Source organism: Nocardia sp. NPDC006982, assembly GCF_042869435.1.
Classification (GTDB): Bacteria; Actinomycetota; Actinomycetes; order Mycobacteriales; family Mycobacteriaceae; genus Nocardia.
On record NZ_JBIAFV010000002.1, the window covers coordinates 51917 to 69134 of the forward strand.

Sequence of the window (17218 nt, forward strand, 5' to 3'; positions counted from 1 at the left end):
CGATGACGCCGCAGCTCCCGGCTCCCCGGAAACGGCGGCAGCGCACGTTCTCCCTTCGCACCCGGGTGGCCGGTGCGGCCGCGGTCGGCGCGATCATCATCGTCACCATCATCGGTGTGATCTCCTCACGGGCCATCGAGCGCAACAATGTGGCCCAGACCGACCAGCAGTTGGCGATCGCGTCGCGATTGGTGCTCATCGACTCGGTCTTGGCTGTCGGTGTGCTCGGACTGGTCGGTCCGAACTACGACATGGCGGTGACGGTCCGCGACAACAACACGATCGTGGCGAGCACACCGATCCGCCTGCCCGAGCAGCCGATCGGATCGCATACCGTCGCCGTGAACGGCACCCCGTTCCGCGTGCTCACCACCACCGCGAATCAACCGGCGGGACGCGTTGTCTCCCTTGGCATTCCGTCCACCGCAGCGGCACGCACAACCGCCGAGCAACAGCGCTGGGTGCTCGCCGGGGCCGGACTGGCGATCGCCACCGCCGCGGCACTCGGCTGGCTGCTCGCGGGCCGGGCAGTCCGCCCGATCGTCGATCTCACCCGGCAGGTCGGCGCACGCAGCGGCTACCGCGATCCGGACAATCCACAGCCACCGGTCGACGGCTCCGGAGTCCGGGAGGCAGAAAAACTCGCCGAGGCGGTGAACACCCTGCTGCAACGGGTTGATCAGGCACAAACCGAAACCGCCGCCGCACTGGAGACCGCACGCGATTTCGCCGCCGTCTCCGCCCATGAACTGCGTACTCCGCTCACCGCCATGCGCACCGACCTCGAGGTGTTGCGCACCCTCGACCTCGACGAGGCGCAACGCGCCGAAATCCTCGGCGACCTGCAACGCAGCCAGGGCCGCGTCGAAACCACCTTGGCCGCACTGGAACGCCTCGCCTCGGGCGACCTCACCCACGAACGCGATCACGTCGACACCGACGTCGGCGACCTGTGCGACCAAGCCGCCCACGACGCCATGCGACACTTCCCCGGCGTAACCGTCCGCATCGATACCGACGCCGAGCTGATCACCCGCGGCCTGCCCGCCGGACTGCGCCTCGCGGTCGACAACGCCTTGACCAACTCCGTCAAACACGGCCGCGCCACCGAGGCCGTGGTCTCCGCTCACCGAATCCCCAACGGACACATACTGATAACCGTCGACGACAATGGCCGCGGCATCCCCGTCGAAGAACGCACCGCCGTTTTCGAGCGCTTCTTCCGCGGCAGCGAAGCCAGCAAGGGCGGCTCCGGACTAGGCCTCGCCCTGGTCGCCCAACAGGCCCAATTACACGGTGGCCGAGCCTATTTCGATGACAGTCCGCTTGGCGGTGTGCGCCTGGTACTCGACCTTCCGGAGCGCCGGACTACCACCTGAAAGACCGCCCGGCCGACACAGCGGCCGGTTCCTCGTACAGGTACGGGCCGATATTGCGCATCGCGCGGGCCACATAGTCATCCTTCTCGCCGACCGGAGCGACATAGTGCAGAGCACTTTCGGCCGCTTCGATACTTTCCAGGCGGGCGATCATCCAGGCCGCGAGGTAGTGCGATGCGAGGCAGCCGCCCGCGGTGGCGAGATTACCCTTGGCGAAGAAGGGCTGCTCGAGCACATCGACCCCGGCTGCCTGGACCCACGGTTTGGTCGTCAGATCGGTGCAGGCGGGAACACCGTCGAGCAGTCCGAGCTTGGCCAAAACCAATGTCCCTGAGCATTGTCCGGCCAGCAGTTGTCGCGACGGGTCGAGTCGCAACCGCGCCATCAGCTCCCGGTCGGCGACGACTTCGCGGGTCTGCGCACCGCTACCGACAATGACCGCGTCCGCGCTACCGGCTTCTTCCAGCGTCGCCATCGACTCGATGACCACACCGTTCATCGAACGGACTCGCGCCGTAGGACTGGCGATCGATACCCGCCAGTCGGTCTTCCGGACCCGGTTGAGAACGCCGAGCGCGATGAGGGAATCGAGTTCGTTGTAGCCCTCGAAGGTGAGGATGGCGATGTGCATAACGGTTGCCTTTCCCGGTCGTTACCAGGCACCGTATGACCGCGACCCAATACAATCAAGAAATTGTCATGCATACAATCTGAGCGTGGCCGTCTCCAGATACAAAGGCGTCGTGGACGCGCTGGCGTCCGACATCCGAGCGGGGCGGTTGCCCTCGGGGACTCGGCTGCCGACCCATCGCCAACTCGCGGCCGGCGAAGGGCTGGCGTTGGTGACCGCGTCGCGGGTCTATGCCGAGCTCGAAGCCATGGGTCTGGTGAGTGGGGAACCCGGCCGAGGCACCTTTGTTCGCGAAATCGCGCTGCCGCCCAGCCACGGCATCGACCTGCAGGCGGCCGCGTCGGACGTGGTGGATCTCAACTTCAACTACCCGGCACTACCTGGCCAGGCCGATATGCTGCGGCAGGCATTGCGTCAGCTGGCGTCCCGGGGTGACCTGGAGGCCCTGCTGCGCTACCAGCCGCACGGCGGACGACCTGATGAGCGGGCCACAGTCGCCCGCCATCTGCGGCGTAATGGTTTGCCGGTCGGCGCGGATCAGGTGCTGATCGTCAGTGGCGCTCAGCACGGATTGGCCACCACTGCCATGGCGACGCTGCGGCCGGGAGACGTCGTGGCGGCCGATGCCCTGACCTATCCGGGCTTCAAGGTGCTCGCCCGTGCGCTGCATCTGGAACTGGCACCGCTTCCCGCTGTGGGTGACGCACCGGATCTCGATGCCCTCGAACAGCTCTGCGCGACGCGGCGGGTCCGTGCCGTGTACACGATGCCGACACTGCACAACCCGTTGGGCTGGGTCATCGGGGAGCACCACCGTGAGCAGTTGGTCGAGATCGCGCGCCGATACGAACTGCTCATCATCGAGGACGCCGCGTACGCCTTCCTGGCCGAGCAGCCGCCACCCCCACTGTCGGCGCTCGCACCGGAACGGACCGTCTATGTCTCCGGGCTCTCCAAGAACGTAGCGACCGGTCTGCGATTCGGATTCGTGACTGCCCCAACCACATTGGTGCCCTCCATCGAACGCGCGATCCGCACCACCACCTGGAATACCCCCGCGGTGATGACAGCGATCGCGTGCCGGTGGCTCGACGACGGCACCGTCACCAGGCTGGAAGCGCAAAAGCGCGATGATGCGAGGATCAGGCAGTCGATCGCCCGTGCGGTTCTGGCGGGGCTCCCTCAGATCAGCCATCCGTCGTCGTATTTCCTCTGGCTCCCCCTGCCCGAGGAGGTGCGAGCCGACCAGACAGCGGCCGCGCTGCTGCGCGAACAGGTACTGGTGTCCACGGCGGAACCGTTCGCCACGTCCGCGCATGTGCCACACGCGCTCCGGTTGGCTCTCGGCTCGACAAATACCGACACCCTGCGCGAAGCGCTGAACAAGGTGAAACGGGTTGTCGACGCATACACCTACCGCTGATGAAACGCGAAAACCGGTCCGGGAGTGCGGATGACGGCTGCTGCCACCGTCACCCATTCCCGGACCGGTTCGCGGTATCTGTGTCCTACTTCGGCGGCGCGGTGACCTTGACCGGCTTACCCCATGCCGACAGCGTCACCTTGATGGTGCCCGGATCCCGTTTGACCACAGCCTGAACCAGGTTCGGGCCGTTGCCGGGAGAGGCGGCGGTGGACGGCAGGGCCGATGCCGAACCCGACGGCGGCGCGACATCCGCGATCCACAGGGTGATCGGGAACGTGCCGGCCGGGTCACCCGACTTGGGCACGATGGGGTCGATGACCGTGGAGTCGATGGTTCCGGTCACCTTCACGGTGTCGGTGCCGTCGATCTTCTCGCGGCCCTCCACCTTCGGGTTCTTCACCTGAGCGATGAGGTTGGCCAGACCCTTGTCCTTGTCGAGGATGACGCCCGGGTCGTAGATCTGTTCCGCCGGACCGATTTTGGCATAGGCGGAGGAGCTACCGGTCTGCGCGTACATCTCCTTGTCGACGACCAGGAACTTGGCCTGGATGAAGTCGGCCTCGGGCTTGGTACGGACCTTCGCCTCGCCGATCGCCTGACCGGCGCCCTGCGGCTGGTTGGTCACATCGGCCGAGACACTCTCGACCGGAAGGTTGGTGAGGTTGTCCACCTTCAGATTCAGGTGCACGGCCTGCAGGGTCTGGGTGGTCCTGGCGGACTCCTGCACGATCTGCGCGGCATCGGGCAGCTGACCCGAGGGCGGCGCGGACGAGGTTGTCTTGGAGTCGGAGCTGGAGTCGCAGCCTGTCACCAGTGCAGCGAACATCGACGCCGCGACCACGGCGGGCACGAGACCCGGTCGGCGAAGACGGATTCGGTGCGAGGTGCGTGCTCGCGCTGTCAGATCACTCAATGTTCTGCCCCCAGAAGAGTGCGAGGTCGGGTACGACCCGGGTGGTTTGACGAGGACAGCTGGTGCTGCCGCCCGGTGTAGTGCAGCATTTCGCCCGCCAGATTAGCCTGTCGCGCAGAGTAACTCGACCCTGTTCGCAAGGCGAAGTCCAGGCGAGCCGCGCATGCTGCGGGTGCCGACGTTACCCTTGGTTCGGTCTTCTCGCAGAGATCGGGGGGAATCCGACGCGAAAGTTACCGGGTTAAGGGATTGTTTAGTGAGATGTAAGGCGCTGCAAGCACGATGCTGTCACGAAGGCTCAGGCAGTGTGTGTGACTTTGGGGGGACATCCGGTTCGCCGGATGAAGCGCCCCCGCGCCTGTCCGCGATACACGCCATAACCCCGGGGCCGACAACGGCCACCGAACCGCGGATCAGACACGGAGGAATGCGATGACGAACAGCCGACCGGAAGCGGAGGAGCGGGACTTCCGTAGACCGCCCGGCCCGCCTCCCGGTGGTGGCCCGCAACTCTCGAATGTGTGGGTTTACAACGGAAAAACCTACGATCTGAGCGACTGGATCTCCAAACATCCCGGCGGCGAGTTCTTCATCGGGCGCACGAAAAATCGCGATATCACCTCCATCATCGGGTCCTATCACCGCGATCCCGAGCGAATCGGACGAATGCTGGAGAGATATGCGTTGGGCCGCAACGCATTACCCGAGGACATCCATCCGAAGGCGAACGCACCCGACTTCCTCTTCAAAGAGGGTTTCGACAGTTGGCAGGACACTCCGAAGTACCGATTCGACAATAAAGACGATCTGCTGCACAAGGTCAAGGCGCGGCTGAAAGAGCCGGAGCTGGCCGCGCGATTGCGGCGCATGGACACGATCTTCAACATTGTGGTCGCTGTGCTGGCCGTCGCGTACTTCGCGGTGCAGGGTCTGCGTCTGTTCGAGCGCAGCTGGATGCCGCTGCCCGTCTTCGTCATCCTGATGGTGCTGCTGCGCAGCTCGCTGGCCGGATTCGGCCACTACGCGATCCATCGCGCGCAAAAGGGCCTGAACAAGATCTATACGAATACCTTCGATTTCAATTACGTCGCACTGGCTTTCGTCACCGCGGACGGACACGCGCTGCTGCACCACCCGCATACCCAGAGTGAAGTCGATATCAAGAAGAACGTCTTCACCATGATGATGCGGGTGCCCCGGTTGTATCGGGTGCCGATTCACACCCTCCACAAATTCGGGCACACGGTGACCGGCATGACCATTCGACTCCTCGATGTCTGCCGCCTCACCCGCAAAGTCGGCATCAAAGATATGTACGGAACCTGGGGTGGTGCGCTGCCGCACTTCATCGGTTCGTTCGGGGTGCGCGCGCTATTGCTCGGCGAGTTGGTGGTCTTCACGCTGGCGGGCGACTTCTGGGCCTGGGCACTGCAATTCGTGGTGACCCTGTGGATCAGTACCTTCCTGGTCGTCGCGAGCCATGATTTCGAGGTGGAGGCCGAGGAACTCCCGGCCTCCGATACCGAGGACTGGGCCGTCAATCAGGTGGAGCAGGCCTACGACCTGAAGGTGATCGGAAATCGTTATATCGACTGCTTTCTCGCGGCCGGTTTGAGTTCGCACCGCGTCCATCACGTACTGCCGTTCCAGCGCAGCGGTTTCGCCAATATCGCCACCGAGGACGTATTGCGCGAGGAGTCGGCGAAATTCGGCATCGAGTGGCTGCCGGCGAAGAGTTTCTTCACCGACCGTTTCCCGAAACTCTGCCGCACCTACCTCTTGTCGCCGTCGCGCGAAGCCGAGGAACGGAATTGGGGCTTCATCCGCGAGCATTGCTCGCCCGGGGCGCTGAAAACCTGTGCGGTCTACACGGTGCAGGGATTCACCGGAATCGGCACGGTCTGAGCCGATTCCGGAGATCGACCGATCGAACCGCTGGTCAACGGCGGCGCCGATCACCATTTTTCACAAGAACGGGGAGAATTTCGTGTCAATCACTATCGATGAGGGAACGTCGGCGGCTCGTCAGGGGGACGAGTACGGCCACGGCCTCGTGCAGCACGGGCTGCCGCCCGCGCCGCCGACCACGGTCGGGGTGATCGAGAGCATCGCGACCGGCGCGCCGAGTCAGCTCGTCGATCAGGCCGGCGCCGCCGATCGGGTAGCCGAGCTGTTCACCGATCCGCAACAGCGGGCGCGGATTTCGCGGATCTACCAGAAGACGAAGATCGACAGCCGTCGACTCGTCGTCGATCCGCTCGATCCCGAATTCCTGCAGTTCGGCCGGGAGCGCGGCACGATCCGGGACCGGATGAATCTGTTCTACCGCCACGCGGTACCGCTGGCCGTCGATGTCGCTGGTCGCGCCCTCGCCGGTATCGAGGACGCGGCGGCGGAGATCGGCTTGCTGGTCTTCGTGACCAGCACCGGTTTCATCGCGCCCGGCGTGGATGTCGCGGTCGTGAAGCAGCTCGGGCTTTCGCCGTCGGTGGGGCGGGTCGTGGTGAACTTCATGGGCTGCGCGGCCGCGATGAACGGTATTCGGACGGCCGTGGATTATGTTCGGGCGCATCCGGATAAGAAGGCGATGGTCGTCTGCATCGAGCTGAGCTCGGTGAACGCCGTCTTCGACGACAACATCAACGATGTGATCATCCACAGCCTGTTCGGCGACGGCTGCGGTGCGGTGGTCATCGGCGCCGGTCAGGTCCAGCAGCCGCTGGCGCCGGGCCGGGTGGTGATCCGGGACAGCTTCAGCCGGCTCTTCGACGGTGCCGAGGACGGCATCGTGCTCGGTGTCAATCAGAACGGCGTCACCTGCGAGCTGTCGGAGAATCTGCCCCGGTACATCTACACCGGGGTCGATCCCGTGATCACCGAGGTCTTGGCCCGCAATGGATTGCAGAAATCCGATGTCGATCTGTGGGCGATCCACCCGGGTGGGCCGAAGATCATCGAGGAGTCCGTGCATTCGCTCGGTATCGCGCCGGAGCGGGCGGCGCTGAGCTGGGATGTCTTGGCCAAGTTCGGCAATATGCTGAGCGTGTCGCTGATTTTCGTGCTGGAACAAATGATTCGGCAGGAAGCGGCGAAGCCGATCTCGACCGGAGTGGCGTTCTCCTTCGCGCCCGGGGTCACCCTCGAAGGCATGATCTTCGACATCATTCGCCGGTAATCGCACCGGTCTCAGGGAGCGCAGCAACCATGCAACTCATCCGATTCCTCATCTCGATCTCCTGGATGCGGATCGCGGCCGTCATTGCCGCGGGCCTCATCTGCGGTGCGGCCAATACCTATCTGGTGACCCTCATCAGGGGCGTGGTGTCGCCGGAACCGCATCCGCACGTCAATATCCAGAGCTTCGTCCTCACCGGGCTGGTCATCCTGATCAGTGGTGTGGTGTCGCAGGTGCTACTGATTCGCCTTGCCCAAGAGGCGATCTACCGGCTGCGCGCGGATCTGAGTTCCGGGATCGTCTCGGCGCCGCTCGAGCATCTGGAACGGCTCGGCATGCACCGTCTGATGGCGACGCTGACCGAGGATGTGCGCTCGCTGTCACAGGCAGTGACCGCCATTCCGAGCATCTGCATCGATGTGGCCACCATCGTCGGTTGCTTCGTATTCCTGCTCGTGGTGTCGGGTCCGCTGTTCGCGGTGACCGTGGCGGGCACACTGCTCGGGATCGCCTGTGTCGAGCTGATTCTCAAGCGGGTGCGCAATATCTATCGCGAGGCGCGGGAGAACGAAGACGCGCTGTTGCGGTCGTACCAGGCCGTGACGCTGGGTATCAAAGAGTTGAAGCTGCATCGGGAACGCCGCCGCGATTTCATGCAGCGGCATCTGCTCGGTTCGGCCGCGACGCTGCGTGCGCAGAATGTCGATGCGGGATCCAAATTCTCGGTGGCACAGGGGTTCGGGCAGGCACTGCAGCTCGGCACCATGGCGCTGATCCTGTTCGTGCTGGTCGCGCCGCTCGACCTGTCGCGCGATGTGATGGTCGGGTATGTCCTGGTGACGACGTTCCTGGCAATGCCGATGCAGAACTTCATGCACCGCATCCCGGATCTGCTGCGCGGTGATGTGGCGCTGGCGAAGATTCGCGCGATGAATCTGTCCATGGAGACCATGCACGACGAGCAGCGGTTGCCGTTCACGGACCGTCCCGCCGTCGATTCGGCGCGGCTGGAGCTGACGAATGTCACCTACAGCTACCGGATGGAGCCGCCACCGCCGTTCCCGCCGGGTCCCGGCGGGCCGCCGCCTGGGCCGCGAGGCGGCGCGCATCCGCCCGGTCGGGGTCCACGCCCCGGCGGGCCACGACCGGATGTCAACGGTCATCGGATCGTCGACCACAGCGGACACGACAACCGGCCGATGCCGCTCGGCCCGCCACCCGAGCAGAGCAACGACGAGTCCGGATTCCGGCTCGGCCCGCTCGATCTGGTCTTCGAACCCGGGCAGATCACCTTCATCGTCGGCGGCAACGGCAGCGGCAAATCCACGCTGGCCAAGCTGATCACGGGACTGTATGTGCCGCAGACCGGTGCGCTGTCGCTCAATGGCGAGCCGATCGATCACGAGAATATCGAGTGGTACCGGCAGAACTCCTCGGCGATCTTCACCGACTTCCACCTGTTCGAGGAGTACCTGGGCTTCGATCGGCCCGGACTCGACGGTGAGGTGCGCCACTATCTCGAGGAGTTGCAGATCGCGCACAAGGTGACAGTGCGCGACGGTCGGCTGTCGACCATCGATCTGTCGCAGGGGCAACGAAAACGGCTCGCGCTGTTGACCGCGCTGCTCGAGGACCGGCAGATCTATGTCTTCGACGAGTGGGCCGCCGACCAGGAACCCAAATTCCGCGATGTCTTCTATCAGGAAATCCTCACCGAGCTCAAACAGCGCGGGAAGACCGTCATCGTGATCACCCACGACGATCGCTACTTCCACCACGCCGATCAACTCGTCAAGCTCGATTTCGGCCGGGTGGTCGAGGCGACACGGACCGAGGAGCCCACCGGCGCCGAACTCTCCTGATCATCTGCGGCCCTTACCGAATTCTCAGAGTTCGGCCAATTCGGAGTTCTAGGGTCGGCAGACGTGGCTGGAAATCGCGCCCGCTGGGCCCTGCTCGCCGTTGCCGTTGTCATCGCCGGGGCGCTCGGTGGCGCCGTCACCGCTTGCTCGAGATCATCCGGTTCACCCGGCGGTATCGCGCTGGTGAATGCCGACACCGGGCCGACGGGTGCGCGCATCGCGCAGGGTTTACAGCAGGACGGCGGTGGATACCAGTGGACCGTCGGCAAACCGGGTGAACTCGATGCGGATGACTACGCGGCGGTGATCACCCTGCCCGCCGATCTCACCGAATCCATGGGCACGCTGGCGAGCGCGCAGCCGAAACGGGCCAGGGTGACGGTGGATACACATAAGGGCGCGGACGCGGATGTGGTGAACGGCGCGGTGAATACGGTGACGCACCGGATCGGCGCATCCGGTGTCGATGCCGCCCTGGCCGCCGTCGCGCAGGCGCGCACGCAGATGACCTCGGTGCAGTTCACCACCCAGCTGCTCAAAGCCGGGGTGAATGCCGCGGCCGCAGGTGCCGATCAATTCAGCTCGGGCGCGGATCAGCTGCTCGGCTTTCTGACCTACGCCAAAGAGGGTTCGGCACAGCTGACTTCGGCCATCGCACTGCTGAACTCGACCGTCTCCGGTGCCGCCGCACAGGCGAATCAACTTGCCTCGGCGCTGGATTCGACCGGCATCACGATCGGACAGGTACAGCAGACCGCGAATACGGTGAGCGGCGGTCTGGATCAGATCCTGCCGCTGATGCGCGCGCTGCCGTTCGCGGGTGATCCCCAGGTCGCCGACATCATCGCGAAACTCGAAGGGCTGCGAAATGTTTCGGGCCAGGCCGGAACCCAGCTGACCTCGCTCGGCGATCTGGTCGGCAGCGCGGTCGATCCAGGCACCGACCTGGGCACGCTCCTGCGCACAGTTGTGGACCGATTGACCGGCGCCAGTGCGCAATTAGCCGAGGGCGCGAAACTCGCCGAAGACCTGCCGCAACTGGCGGACCAGGGTGGCGCTCAATTAGTAAGCGCTATAAGCCAACTCACCGGCGGCGTCACCCAACTCCAGCAGATCGTGACCAACCTCAGCACCCAAACCGACAGGGCCGTCGCAGCGCTACCCCAGCGCAGCAGCACCCAGCAGTCCGCACTGGCGCTCGCGTTGACGGACCCGGTCGAGGTGGTCCGCAACTGATCAGGCCATGAATAATGCGTGTTGCCAAGACTTGCTTGTGATGCAAGCATGCTTCCATGACAGACCATGCGGCTGATTCCGTAGACACCGCCCGACAGGCGCTCTCGGCCACCCGACAACTCACCCGCCGTGTGCGCCTCGCGCAGCGCAGTACCTGGTTCCCGCTCGTGCTGCTCGGTTTGGTGGTGCTCGCGTCGGCGCCCTTCTACCGATTGGGACGACACGTCGTCACATGCGATCCGGCGTTGGGCGCCCGCGGCGGCGTGGAGATCATTCACCGGGGTACCTGCGTCCAAGTCGTCGGCTGGCCCGTCGGGGTTTACTGGATCGTCGCCTTTGTCCTGGCCTACGCGGCGATCGCGGTCGTGTACGTGTACCGGGCCCGCAGCCGCGGGGTCGGCGCCCGCATCCTGCCGTACGTAGGCTCGGGGATCGCGGCGGGGCTGGTGTTCGGCATCGCATCGGCATGGGCCCAGCAACTCGACCTGCAGGGCTACTTTCCGACCGGTCCGGTCGCTGTCGGCATGGTCCCGCTACTCTCCATCGGCCTGGCATTGTTTGTGCTGGCCCGGGTGGAACGCAACTGGCCCCTGCTGGCTTTCGCCATCGGCTATCTGGTCGTCGCGCTCCTGGCGTGCGGAATGGGAAGGCGGAGACTGGGATTGAACCTCGACCCGACGTGGAGCTTCCTGCCCGGCCTGGTCGTCACCGGAGGTGTGCTGCTCCTCGGCGGCATGGGCTTCGCCCTAGCCGAACGGCGTAGGTTATGACCCATCCGACGAACGGACTCGACGACGTCGTGCACCAGCGCGTCCGGCTGGGCATCCTCGCCGTCGCCCACGAGGCCCGGCGCGTGGAGTTCGGCTTTCTGCGGGCCACACTGGATCTGACCACCGGCAACCTCTCCCAGCACCTGACCGTGTTGGAGAAGGCCGGGCTGGTGGAGATCGAGAAAGGCTATGAGGGCAAACGCGGCCGTACGTGGATCCACCTGACCGAAGCCGGGAAGAGAGCCCTGCACGACGAGATCTCCCAGCTGAAGCGAATCATCCGTCAGGTGGAGCAGACCCCTGACGCAGACCCGGCCGCCGAGCCCTCGTGAGACAACTGCGGCCCGTGCTCTACGAGAGCACAGGCCGCAGTTGGGTTTTCAGCTCAGTTGGCGTTGAGCAGGTCGATCACGAAGACCAGGGTCTTGCCGGAAAGCTTGTGGCCGGAGCCGGCGGGGCCGTAGGCGAGATGCGGCGGAATGGTCAGTTGGCGGCGGCCGCCGACCTTCATGCCCGGGATGCCGTCCTGCCAGCCCTGGATCAGGCCGCGCAGCGGGAAGCTGATGGCTTCGCCACGGTTCCAGGAGGAGTCGAACTCCTCGCCGGATTCGAATTCCACGCCGACATAGTGCACCTCGACGACACCGCCGGGCACGGCCTCGGCGCCCTCGCCCTCGACGATGTCCTTGATAACCAGCTCGGTGGGCGCTGGGCCCGCCTGGAATTCGATCTCCGGCTTGGTCATTCGGCTATCCCCTCTGATAGGTGATGGTGGATTCGGTTGAAATTAGCGGCCGTTGATTTCGTGGTAATCGCGGTGACCGTAACCGGTGTAGATCTGGCGCGGACGGCCGATCTTCAAAGGCTCGCTGTGCATTTCCCGCCAGTGCGCGATCCAGCCCGGCAGTCGGCCCATCGCGAACAGCACGGTGAACATGCGGGTCGGGAAGCCCATGGCCTTGTAGATGACACCGGTGTAGAAGTCGACGTTCGGGTACAGCTGGCGCGAGATGAAGTACTCGTCGGTGAGCGCGGCCTCTTCCAGAGACTTTGCGATATCGAACAATTCGTCGTCACCGCCGAGCTTGGACAGGATCGCGTCGGCATGCTTCTTGGCGATCGAGGCGCGCGGGTCGTAGTTGCGGTAGACGCGGTGCCCGAAGCCCATGAGCTTCACGCCGTCTTCCTTGTTCTTGACCTTGCGGATGAAGTCCTTGACGTTGCCGCCCTCGGCCTTGATGCCGTCCAGCATCTCCAGCACGGCCTGGTTGGCGCCGCCGTGCAGCGGGCCCCACAGCGCATTGATACCGCCGGAGACGGAGGTGAACAGGTTGGCGTCGGAGGAGCCGACGAGGCGCACGGTCGAGGTGGAGCAGTTCTGCTCGTGGTCGGCGTGCAGGATCAGCAGCATGTCGAGTGCGGCGGCGATCTCGGGATCGACCTCGTAGGGTTCGGCCGGGAAGCCGAAGGTCATCCGCAGGAAGTTCTCCACCAGGCTCAGCGAGTTGTCCGGGTAGAGGAAGGGCTGGCCGACCGACTTCTTGTACGAGTAGGCCGCGATGGTGGGCAGCTTCGCCAGTAGTCGGATGGTCGACAGCTCGACCTGCTCGGGATCCTTCGGGTCCAGCGAGTCCTGGTAGTACGCCGAAAGCGCGTTCACCGCGGAGGACAGCACCGGCATCGGATGCGCATTGCGCGGGAAGCCGTCGAAGAACCGCTTGAGGTCCTCGTGCAGCAGGGTGTGGCGGCGGATCCGGTCGGTGAACTCGTCCAGCTGCGCCTGGGTCGGCAGCTCGCCGTAGATCAGCAGGTAGCTGACCTCGATGAAGTTCGAGGACTCCGCAAGCTGGTCGATCGGGTAGCCGCGGTAGCGCAGGATGCCCGCTTCGCCGTCGATGTAGGTGATCGCCGACTTGGTCGGCGCGGTGTTCATGAATCCGGGGTCGTAGGTCACATACCCGGTGCTGGCCAGCATTTTGCCGAGGTCGACGCCGTCATTGCCTTCTTTGGCTTCGGCGATCGTCATGGCATATTCGCCGCCGGGGTAGCTCAAAATCGGCTTGGCGTCGTTGATGTGGTCTTTTTCGGGCACGGAAGGATCCCTCTCAGGCTAGGACCGTCGGCATCGGGGTGCGGTCGGCACGGCGGTGCACTCACCTAGACGCTAGTCGCTGCTCGCACGGCCCGAGAACGAGGGTGCCCACCGGTCGACCTCACAAACAACTTCGCGTCAGGTGAGGTTTGTCGCGCTGTCGGACACCGGCACCGAGTGCGACCTGGCGACGCGATAGCGCACGAAGGCCGGGAACACGAGCGCAGCCAGCGACACCCCGATAACGACCAGCACGCCGCCGCCCGCCGCGGCTACCGCGGTACCCAGGGCCGCTGCGGCAAAACCGTGGGCAACATCACCGATGCGCGGGCCACCCGCGACGATCACGATGAACACTCCTTGCAGGCGGCCGCGCATCTCGTCGGTGGTGACCGCCTGCAACATGGCGATGCGTAGCGCGGCCGAAACCATATCGACCGCGCCGCCGAAGGCCGAGCAGGCCAACGCGATCCACAGTCCCGGCCCGATGCCGATGCCGTGACCGGTCCAGCCGACCGCGACGCCGAAGCCGACCATGGCCACCCCCCAGAGCGCGATGCAGACCACCACCGCGAGCCCCTGGCGTCGCACGTGCGAGATCCAGCCGGAGAACACTCCGCCGAGCACCGCGCCGACCGAGATGGAAGCGAACAGCAAGCCGAGCGCCACGCCGCCGCCGGCCGGATCGCCGAAGGTCTCGTGCGCGATCTGCGGATAGAGCGCGCGCGGCATGCCGAACACCATGGCGATCACGTCGACCACGAAGGAGGCGAGCAGGATGCGCTGCGTCGCCAGATAGGCGAAACCGTCCAGGACGGTGCGGAATCCGGCCTTGCGCGCGGTTCCGGTCGGTGGGATGGCGGGCAGCCGCCACACCGCCCAGATGGTGGCGAGCAGCGCGATCGCATCGATCAGATACAGGGTGGACAGGCCGACGACCGGAATCAGCACACCTGCGAGCACCGGCCCGGCAATGGCGCCGGTCTGCTGCACGGTCATGCTGAGCGCACTTGCGGCGGCCAGATGTTCGGTGGGCAGCAACCGCGGGATGGCGGCACTGCGGGTCGGCTGATTCACAGCGAAGAGCGCCTGCTGCACGGCGAAAAGTCCGAGCACGATCCAGACGTTGTCGAGTCCGGCCGCGGCCTGCACCCAGAAGGCGAGTGCGGTCACACCGGTGCCGCAGTTGGTGATGAGCATGAGTTTGCGCCGGTCCATCACATCGGCCAGCGCACCGCCCCACAGACCGAACACGATCAGTGGGACCAGGCCGAACAGACCGGCCAGGCCGACATAGCCGGAGCTGCCGGTGATCTCGAATATCTGCTGTGGGACGGCCACCACGGCCAACTGCGAACCGATGACGGTGACGATGTTGCTGGTCCACAACCGTCGGAAATCGGGATAGCGCAGCGGGGTGGTGTCGGCGAGCAGTTTCACCGACCGCAGCGTAATGAGTCGGTCAGTAGGCCAACAAGGTTGGGGTCGCCACGATTTCTAAGGTTGTAGTCGGTCAACCGTCATGACATCGCCGCTGATCCGCACCCGGATCCGGTTGTGCAGCCGACCCCGGCGACCCTGCCAGAACTCCACCTCGTCGGGGCGGATCAGGTAGCCGCCCCAGTGCGGCGGCACCGGGATCTCGTCGACGTCGGCAAAGCGGGCGGTGGTCTCGGCCAGGGTGCGATCGAGTTCGGCACGGGAGGCGATCGGCCGGGACTGGCGCGACGCCCAGGCGCCCAACTGAGAATCGCGTGGCCGGGAGCGCCAGTAAACGGCAGTCGTCTCGGCGGAGACCAGCTCGACCGGCCCGCGCACGTGCACCTGTCGGCCCAGCGCGGGCCAGACGAAGGTCGCGGCTGCGAATGGAACGCCCGCCAGCTGGTTACCCTTGGCCGAGTCGTAATTCGTGTAAAAAGTCACACCTTCCGGCGAGAGGCCTTTACACAGCACCGTCCGGGCGACTGGACGCGGCCCGACATCGGTGAGTGCGACGGTCGCGACCACCATGGCATTGGGCTCGGGAATGCCGACCGCGGTGGCCTGTTCGATCCAGTGCCGCAGCAGCGGTTCCCAGCCGCCTGCCAGCCAGGTTTCGTCCAGATCGGTGTCCTCGCCGCTGCCGAATGGCATGCCGCCGTAGTCGACTCGCATGGCGGCCAAATCGGTCGCCGGGAAAAGAACCCGATCATTTGCGGCCATTTCCTGACCGAGAGATGAATTGTCCAGGTCACGCATGGGCCAGACGTTACTCCGCGGTAGCAGGGAGCTAAGGTTTTGTTGATCGGCATGTGCTCGGCGAGCCACACCCCTCATCGACGAGAACAGGCCTTTTCCAGCGACCTGCAAGCAGTCGCCAAGGAACGAACCGAAGTGCAAGGAGAGTCACAGAATGACTACCAGCCATGCGGTGCCCAGTGGGCAGACCGCCGTACCCCCTGATTTCGTCAGCGGCCTGGAAGGCGTGGTGGCATTCACCACCGATATTGCCGAACCCGATAAGGACGGCGGCGCGCTGCGCTACCGCGGCGTCGACATCCAGGACCTGGTCGGCTCGCGGGTGACCTTCGGCGATGTGTGGGCACTGCTGGTGGACGGTGAATTCGGCCGCGGCCTGCCGCCCGCGGAGCCGTTCCCGCTGCCGGTGCACACAGGTGACGTGCGCGTCGACGTGCAGGCCGGACTGGCCATGCTCGCCCCGATCTGGGGCTACCAGCCGCTGCTTGATATCGATGACGAGACCGCGCGGGAGAATCTGGCGCGCGCCTCGGTGATGGCGCTGTCCTATGTCGCGCAGTCCGCGCGCGGCATTTACCAGCCCGCGGTACCGCAGAAGAAGATCGACGAGTGCACCACGGTGACCGAGCGGTTCATGACCCGCTGGAAGGGCGACCCGGATCCGCGGCATACCGAGGCCATCGACGCCTACTGGGTTTCCGCGGCCGAGCACGGCATGAACGCCTCCACCTTCACCGCGCGAGTCATCGCCTCGACCGGCGCCGATGTCGCCGCGGCGCTGTCCGGTGCGATCGGCGCGATGTCGGGTCCGCTGCACGGTGGCGCACCCGCGCGTGTGCTGCCGATGATCGAGGCCGTCGAGAAGTCCGGTGACGCACGCGCTTTGGTCAAGGGCATCCTGGACCGCAAGGAAAAGCTGATGGGCTTCGGCCACCGGGTCTACCGGGCCGAGGATCCGCGTGCCCGCGTACTGCGCGCCACCGCGCAGCGCCTGAACGCCCCGCGTTTCGAGGTCGCCGCCGCGCTGGAGCAGGCCGCGCTCGCCGAACTGCGCGAGCGTCGTCCGGACCGCGCCATCGAGACCAATGTGGAATTCTGGGCGGCGGTCATCCTGGACTTCGCCGAGGTCCCCGCGCACATGATGCCTGCGATGTTCACCTGTGGCCGCACCGCCGGTTGGTGTGCCCACATCCTGGAGCAGAAGCAGCTGGGCAAGCTGGTCCGCCCGGCCGCCATCTACACCGGCCCCGGCCCGCGCCAGCCGCAGGACGTCGCAGGCTGGTCCGCCATCGCGCACGTGTAGCTGTGTTTTTGGCCGCGTGGCCGCGGCGTGTTCGCGGCCCCCTGGTGTCTCGCGTCCGAGCCGTCGAGACTCGCGACTTCGTCGCATGCGCTTCGACGACTCGGCCGCGAGACGGGCCGCGAACGGATCGCTCGTAAGACTCGCTCCGTGGTAGTCGCATATGGCGGATCGTTCAGCACATGACGCAAACACA

General features: G+C 65.2%; 15 protein-coding genes. 9 read left to right on the forward strand and 6 right to left on the reverse strand.

Features of this window, described 5'->3' with window-relative positions; genetic code table 11:
• The first annotated feature begins 2 nt into the window (after window positions 1-2).
• Window positions 3-1379 carry a sensor histidine kinase gene (locus ACFYOW_RS09255; protein ID WP_387286197.1) on the forward strand — a complete coding sequence of 459 codons (1377 nt, stop codon included), beginning with the start codon at window positions 3-5 and terminating at the stop codon, window positions 1377-1379.
• On the opposite strand, the gene ACFYOW_RS09260 is transcribed toward ACFYOW_RS09255, so the two are convergent.
• A complete protein-coding gene (locus ACFYOW_RS09260; protein WP_387286199.1) occupies window positions 1369-2010 on the reverse strand; it encodes a DJ-1/PfpI family protein in 642 nt (213 codons plus the stop codon). The genes ACFYOW_RS09255 and ACFYOW_RS09260 overlap by 11 nt on opposite strands.
• Window positions 2011-2095: 85 nt before the next feature.
• Between ACFYOW_RS09260 and ACFYOW_RS09265 the strand changes: the two genes are divergently transcribed.
• Entirely contained in the window at window positions 2096-3433 is a 1338-nt protein-coding gene (locus ACFYOW_RS09265) for a PLP-dependent aminotransferase family protein (protein WP_387286201.1), read from the forward strand.
• 85 nt (window positions 3434-3518) lie between these two features.
• Here the strand turns inward: ACFYOW_RS09265 and ACFYOW_RS09270 are convergent, their stop codons facing one another.
• Window positions 3519-4349 (reverse strand): LppX_LprAFG lipoprotein, encoded by an 831-nt coding sequence (locus ACFYOW_RS09270; protein ID WP_387286203.1) that lies wholly within the window; start codon window positions 4347-4349, stop codon window positions 3519-3521.
• Between the two features lie 432 nt (window positions 4350-4781).
• Between ACFYOW_RS09270 and ACFYOW_RS09275 the strand changes: the two genes are divergently transcribed.
• From ACFYOW_RS09275 to ACFYOW_RS09300, 6 genes are all read left to right on the forward strand, one after another.
• Complete coding sequence (locus ACFYOW_RS09275; RefSeq protein ID WP_387286205.1) at window positions 4782-6254, forward strand: cytochrome b5 domain-containing protein; 1473 nt, start codon at window positions 4782-4784, stop codon at window positions 6252-6254.
• Window positions 6255-6342: 88 nt separating this feature from the next.
• Complete coding sequence (locus tag ACFYOW_RS09280; protein ID WP_387287411.1) at window positions 6343-7524, forward strand: type III polyketide synthase; 1182 nt, start codon at window positions 6343-6345, stop codon at window positions 7522-7524.
• Window positions 7525-7553: 29 nt separating this feature from the next.
• Window positions 7554-9386 carry an ATP-binding cassette domain-containing protein gene (locus ACFYOW_RS09285; protein WP_387286206.1) on the forward strand — a complete coding sequence of 611 codons (1833 nt, stop codon included), beginning with the start codon at window positions 7554-7556 and terminating at the stop codon, window positions 9384-9386.
• Window positions 9387-9449: 63 nt separating this feature from the next.
• Window positions 9450-10622, forward strand: a complete 1173-nt coding sequence (locus tag ACFYOW_RS09290) for a hypothetical protein (protein ID WP_387286208.1) — start codon at window positions 9450-9452, stop codon at window positions 10620-10622.
• A 56-nt stretch (window positions 10623-10678) separates the two neighbouring features.
• A complete protein-coding gene (locus ACFYOW_RS09295) occupies window positions 10679-11392 on the forward strand; it encodes a hypothetical protein (RefSeq protein ID WP_387286209.1) in 714 nt (237 codons plus the stop codon).
• Window positions 11389-11724, forward strand: coding sequence for a transcriptional regulator (locus tag ACFYOW_RS09300; RefSeq protein ID WP_387286211.1), 336 nt, complete (start codon window positions 11389-11391; stop codon window positions 11722-11724). Before ACFYOW_RS09295 ends, ACFYOW_RS09300 begins: the two co-directional genes overlap by 4 nt.
• Before the next feature lie 53 nt (window positions 11725-11777).
• Here the strand turns inward: ACFYOW_RS09300 and ACFYOW_RS09305 are convergent, their stop codons facing one another.
• From ACFYOW_RS09305 to pdxH, 4 genes are all read right to left on the reverse strand, one after another.
• A complete protein-coding gene (locus ACFYOW_RS09305) occupies window positions 11778-12137 on the reverse strand; it encodes an FKBP-type peptidyl-prolyl cis-trans isomerase (RefSeq protein ID WP_387286213.1) in 360 nt (119 codons plus the stop codon).
• Window positions 12138-12179: 42 nt separating this feature from the next.
• Window positions 12180-13484 carry a citrate synthase gene (locus ACFYOW_RS09310; protein WP_084509660.1) on the reverse strand — a complete coding sequence of 435 codons (1305 nt, stop codon included), beginning with the start codon at window positions 13482-13484 and terminating at the stop codon, window positions 12180-12182.
• Window positions 13485-13622: 138 nt separating this feature from the next.
• Window positions 13623-14924, reverse strand: a complete 1302-nt coding sequence (locus ACFYOW_RS09315) for an MFS transporter (protein WP_387286215.1) — start codon at window positions 14922-14924, stop codon at window positions 13623-13625.
• A gap of 57 nt (window positions 14925-14981) precedes the next feature.
• Window positions 14982-15722 carry a pyridoxamine 5'-phosphate oxidase gene (gene pdxH / locus ACFYOW_RS09320; RefSeq protein ID WP_084509661.1) on the reverse strand — a complete coding sequence of 247 codons (741 nt, stop codon included), beginning with the start codon at window positions 15720-15722 and terminating at the stop codon, window positions 14982-14984.
• A 154-nt stretch (window positions 15723-15876) separates the two neighbouring features.
• Between pdxH and ACFYOW_RS09325 the strand changes: the two genes are divergently transcribed.
• Window positions 15877-17025: a citrate synthase 2 gene (locus tag ACFYOW_RS09325; protein ID WP_063047564.1), complete on the forward strand. Its 1149-nt coding sequence runs from the start codon at window positions 15877-15879 to the stop codon at window positions 17023-17025.
• Window positions 17026-17218 lie beyond the last annotated feature (193 nt).

Excerpts from the sequence above, each read along its gene's own strand:
- ACFYOW_RS09255 (WP_387286197.1), top strand. The coding sequence starts at position 3 with ATGACGCCGCAGCTCCCGGCTCCCCGGAAACGGCGGCAGCGCACGTTC.
- ACFYOW_RS09300 (WP_387286211.1), top strand. The coding sequence starts at position 11,389 with ATGACCCATCCGACGAACGGACTCGACGACGTCGTGCACCAGCGCGTC.
- ACFYOW_RS09275 (WP_387286205.1), top strand. The coding sequence starts at position 4,782 with ATGACGAACAGCCGACCGGAAGCGGAGGAGCGGGACTTCCGTAGACCG.
- ACFYOW_RS09260 (WP_387286199.1), bottom strand. The coding sequence starts at position 2,010 with ATGCACATCGCCATCCTCACCTTCGAGGGCTACAACGAACTCGATTCC.
- ACFYOW_RS09295 (WP_387286209.1), top strand. The coding sequence starts at position 10,679 with ATGACAGACCATGCGGCTGATTCCGTAGACACCGCCCGACAGGCGCTC.
- ACFYOW_RS09305 (WP_387286213.1), bottom strand. The coding sequence starts at position 12,137 with ATGACCAAGCCGGAGATCGAATTCCAGGCGGGCCCAGCGCCCACCGAG.
- ACFYOW_RS09325 (WP_063047564.1), top strand. The coding sequence starts at position 15,877 with ATGACTACCAGCCATGCGGTGCCCAGTGGGCAGACCGCCGTACCCCCT.
- pdxH (WP_084509661.1), bottom strand. The coding sequence starts at position 15,722 with ATGCGTGACCTGGACAATTCATCTCTCGGTCAGGAAATGGCCGCAAAT.
- ACFYOW_RS09285 (WP_387286206.1), top strand. The coding sequence starts at position 7,554 with ATGCAACTCATCCGATTCCTCATCTCGATCTCCTGGATGCGGATCGCG.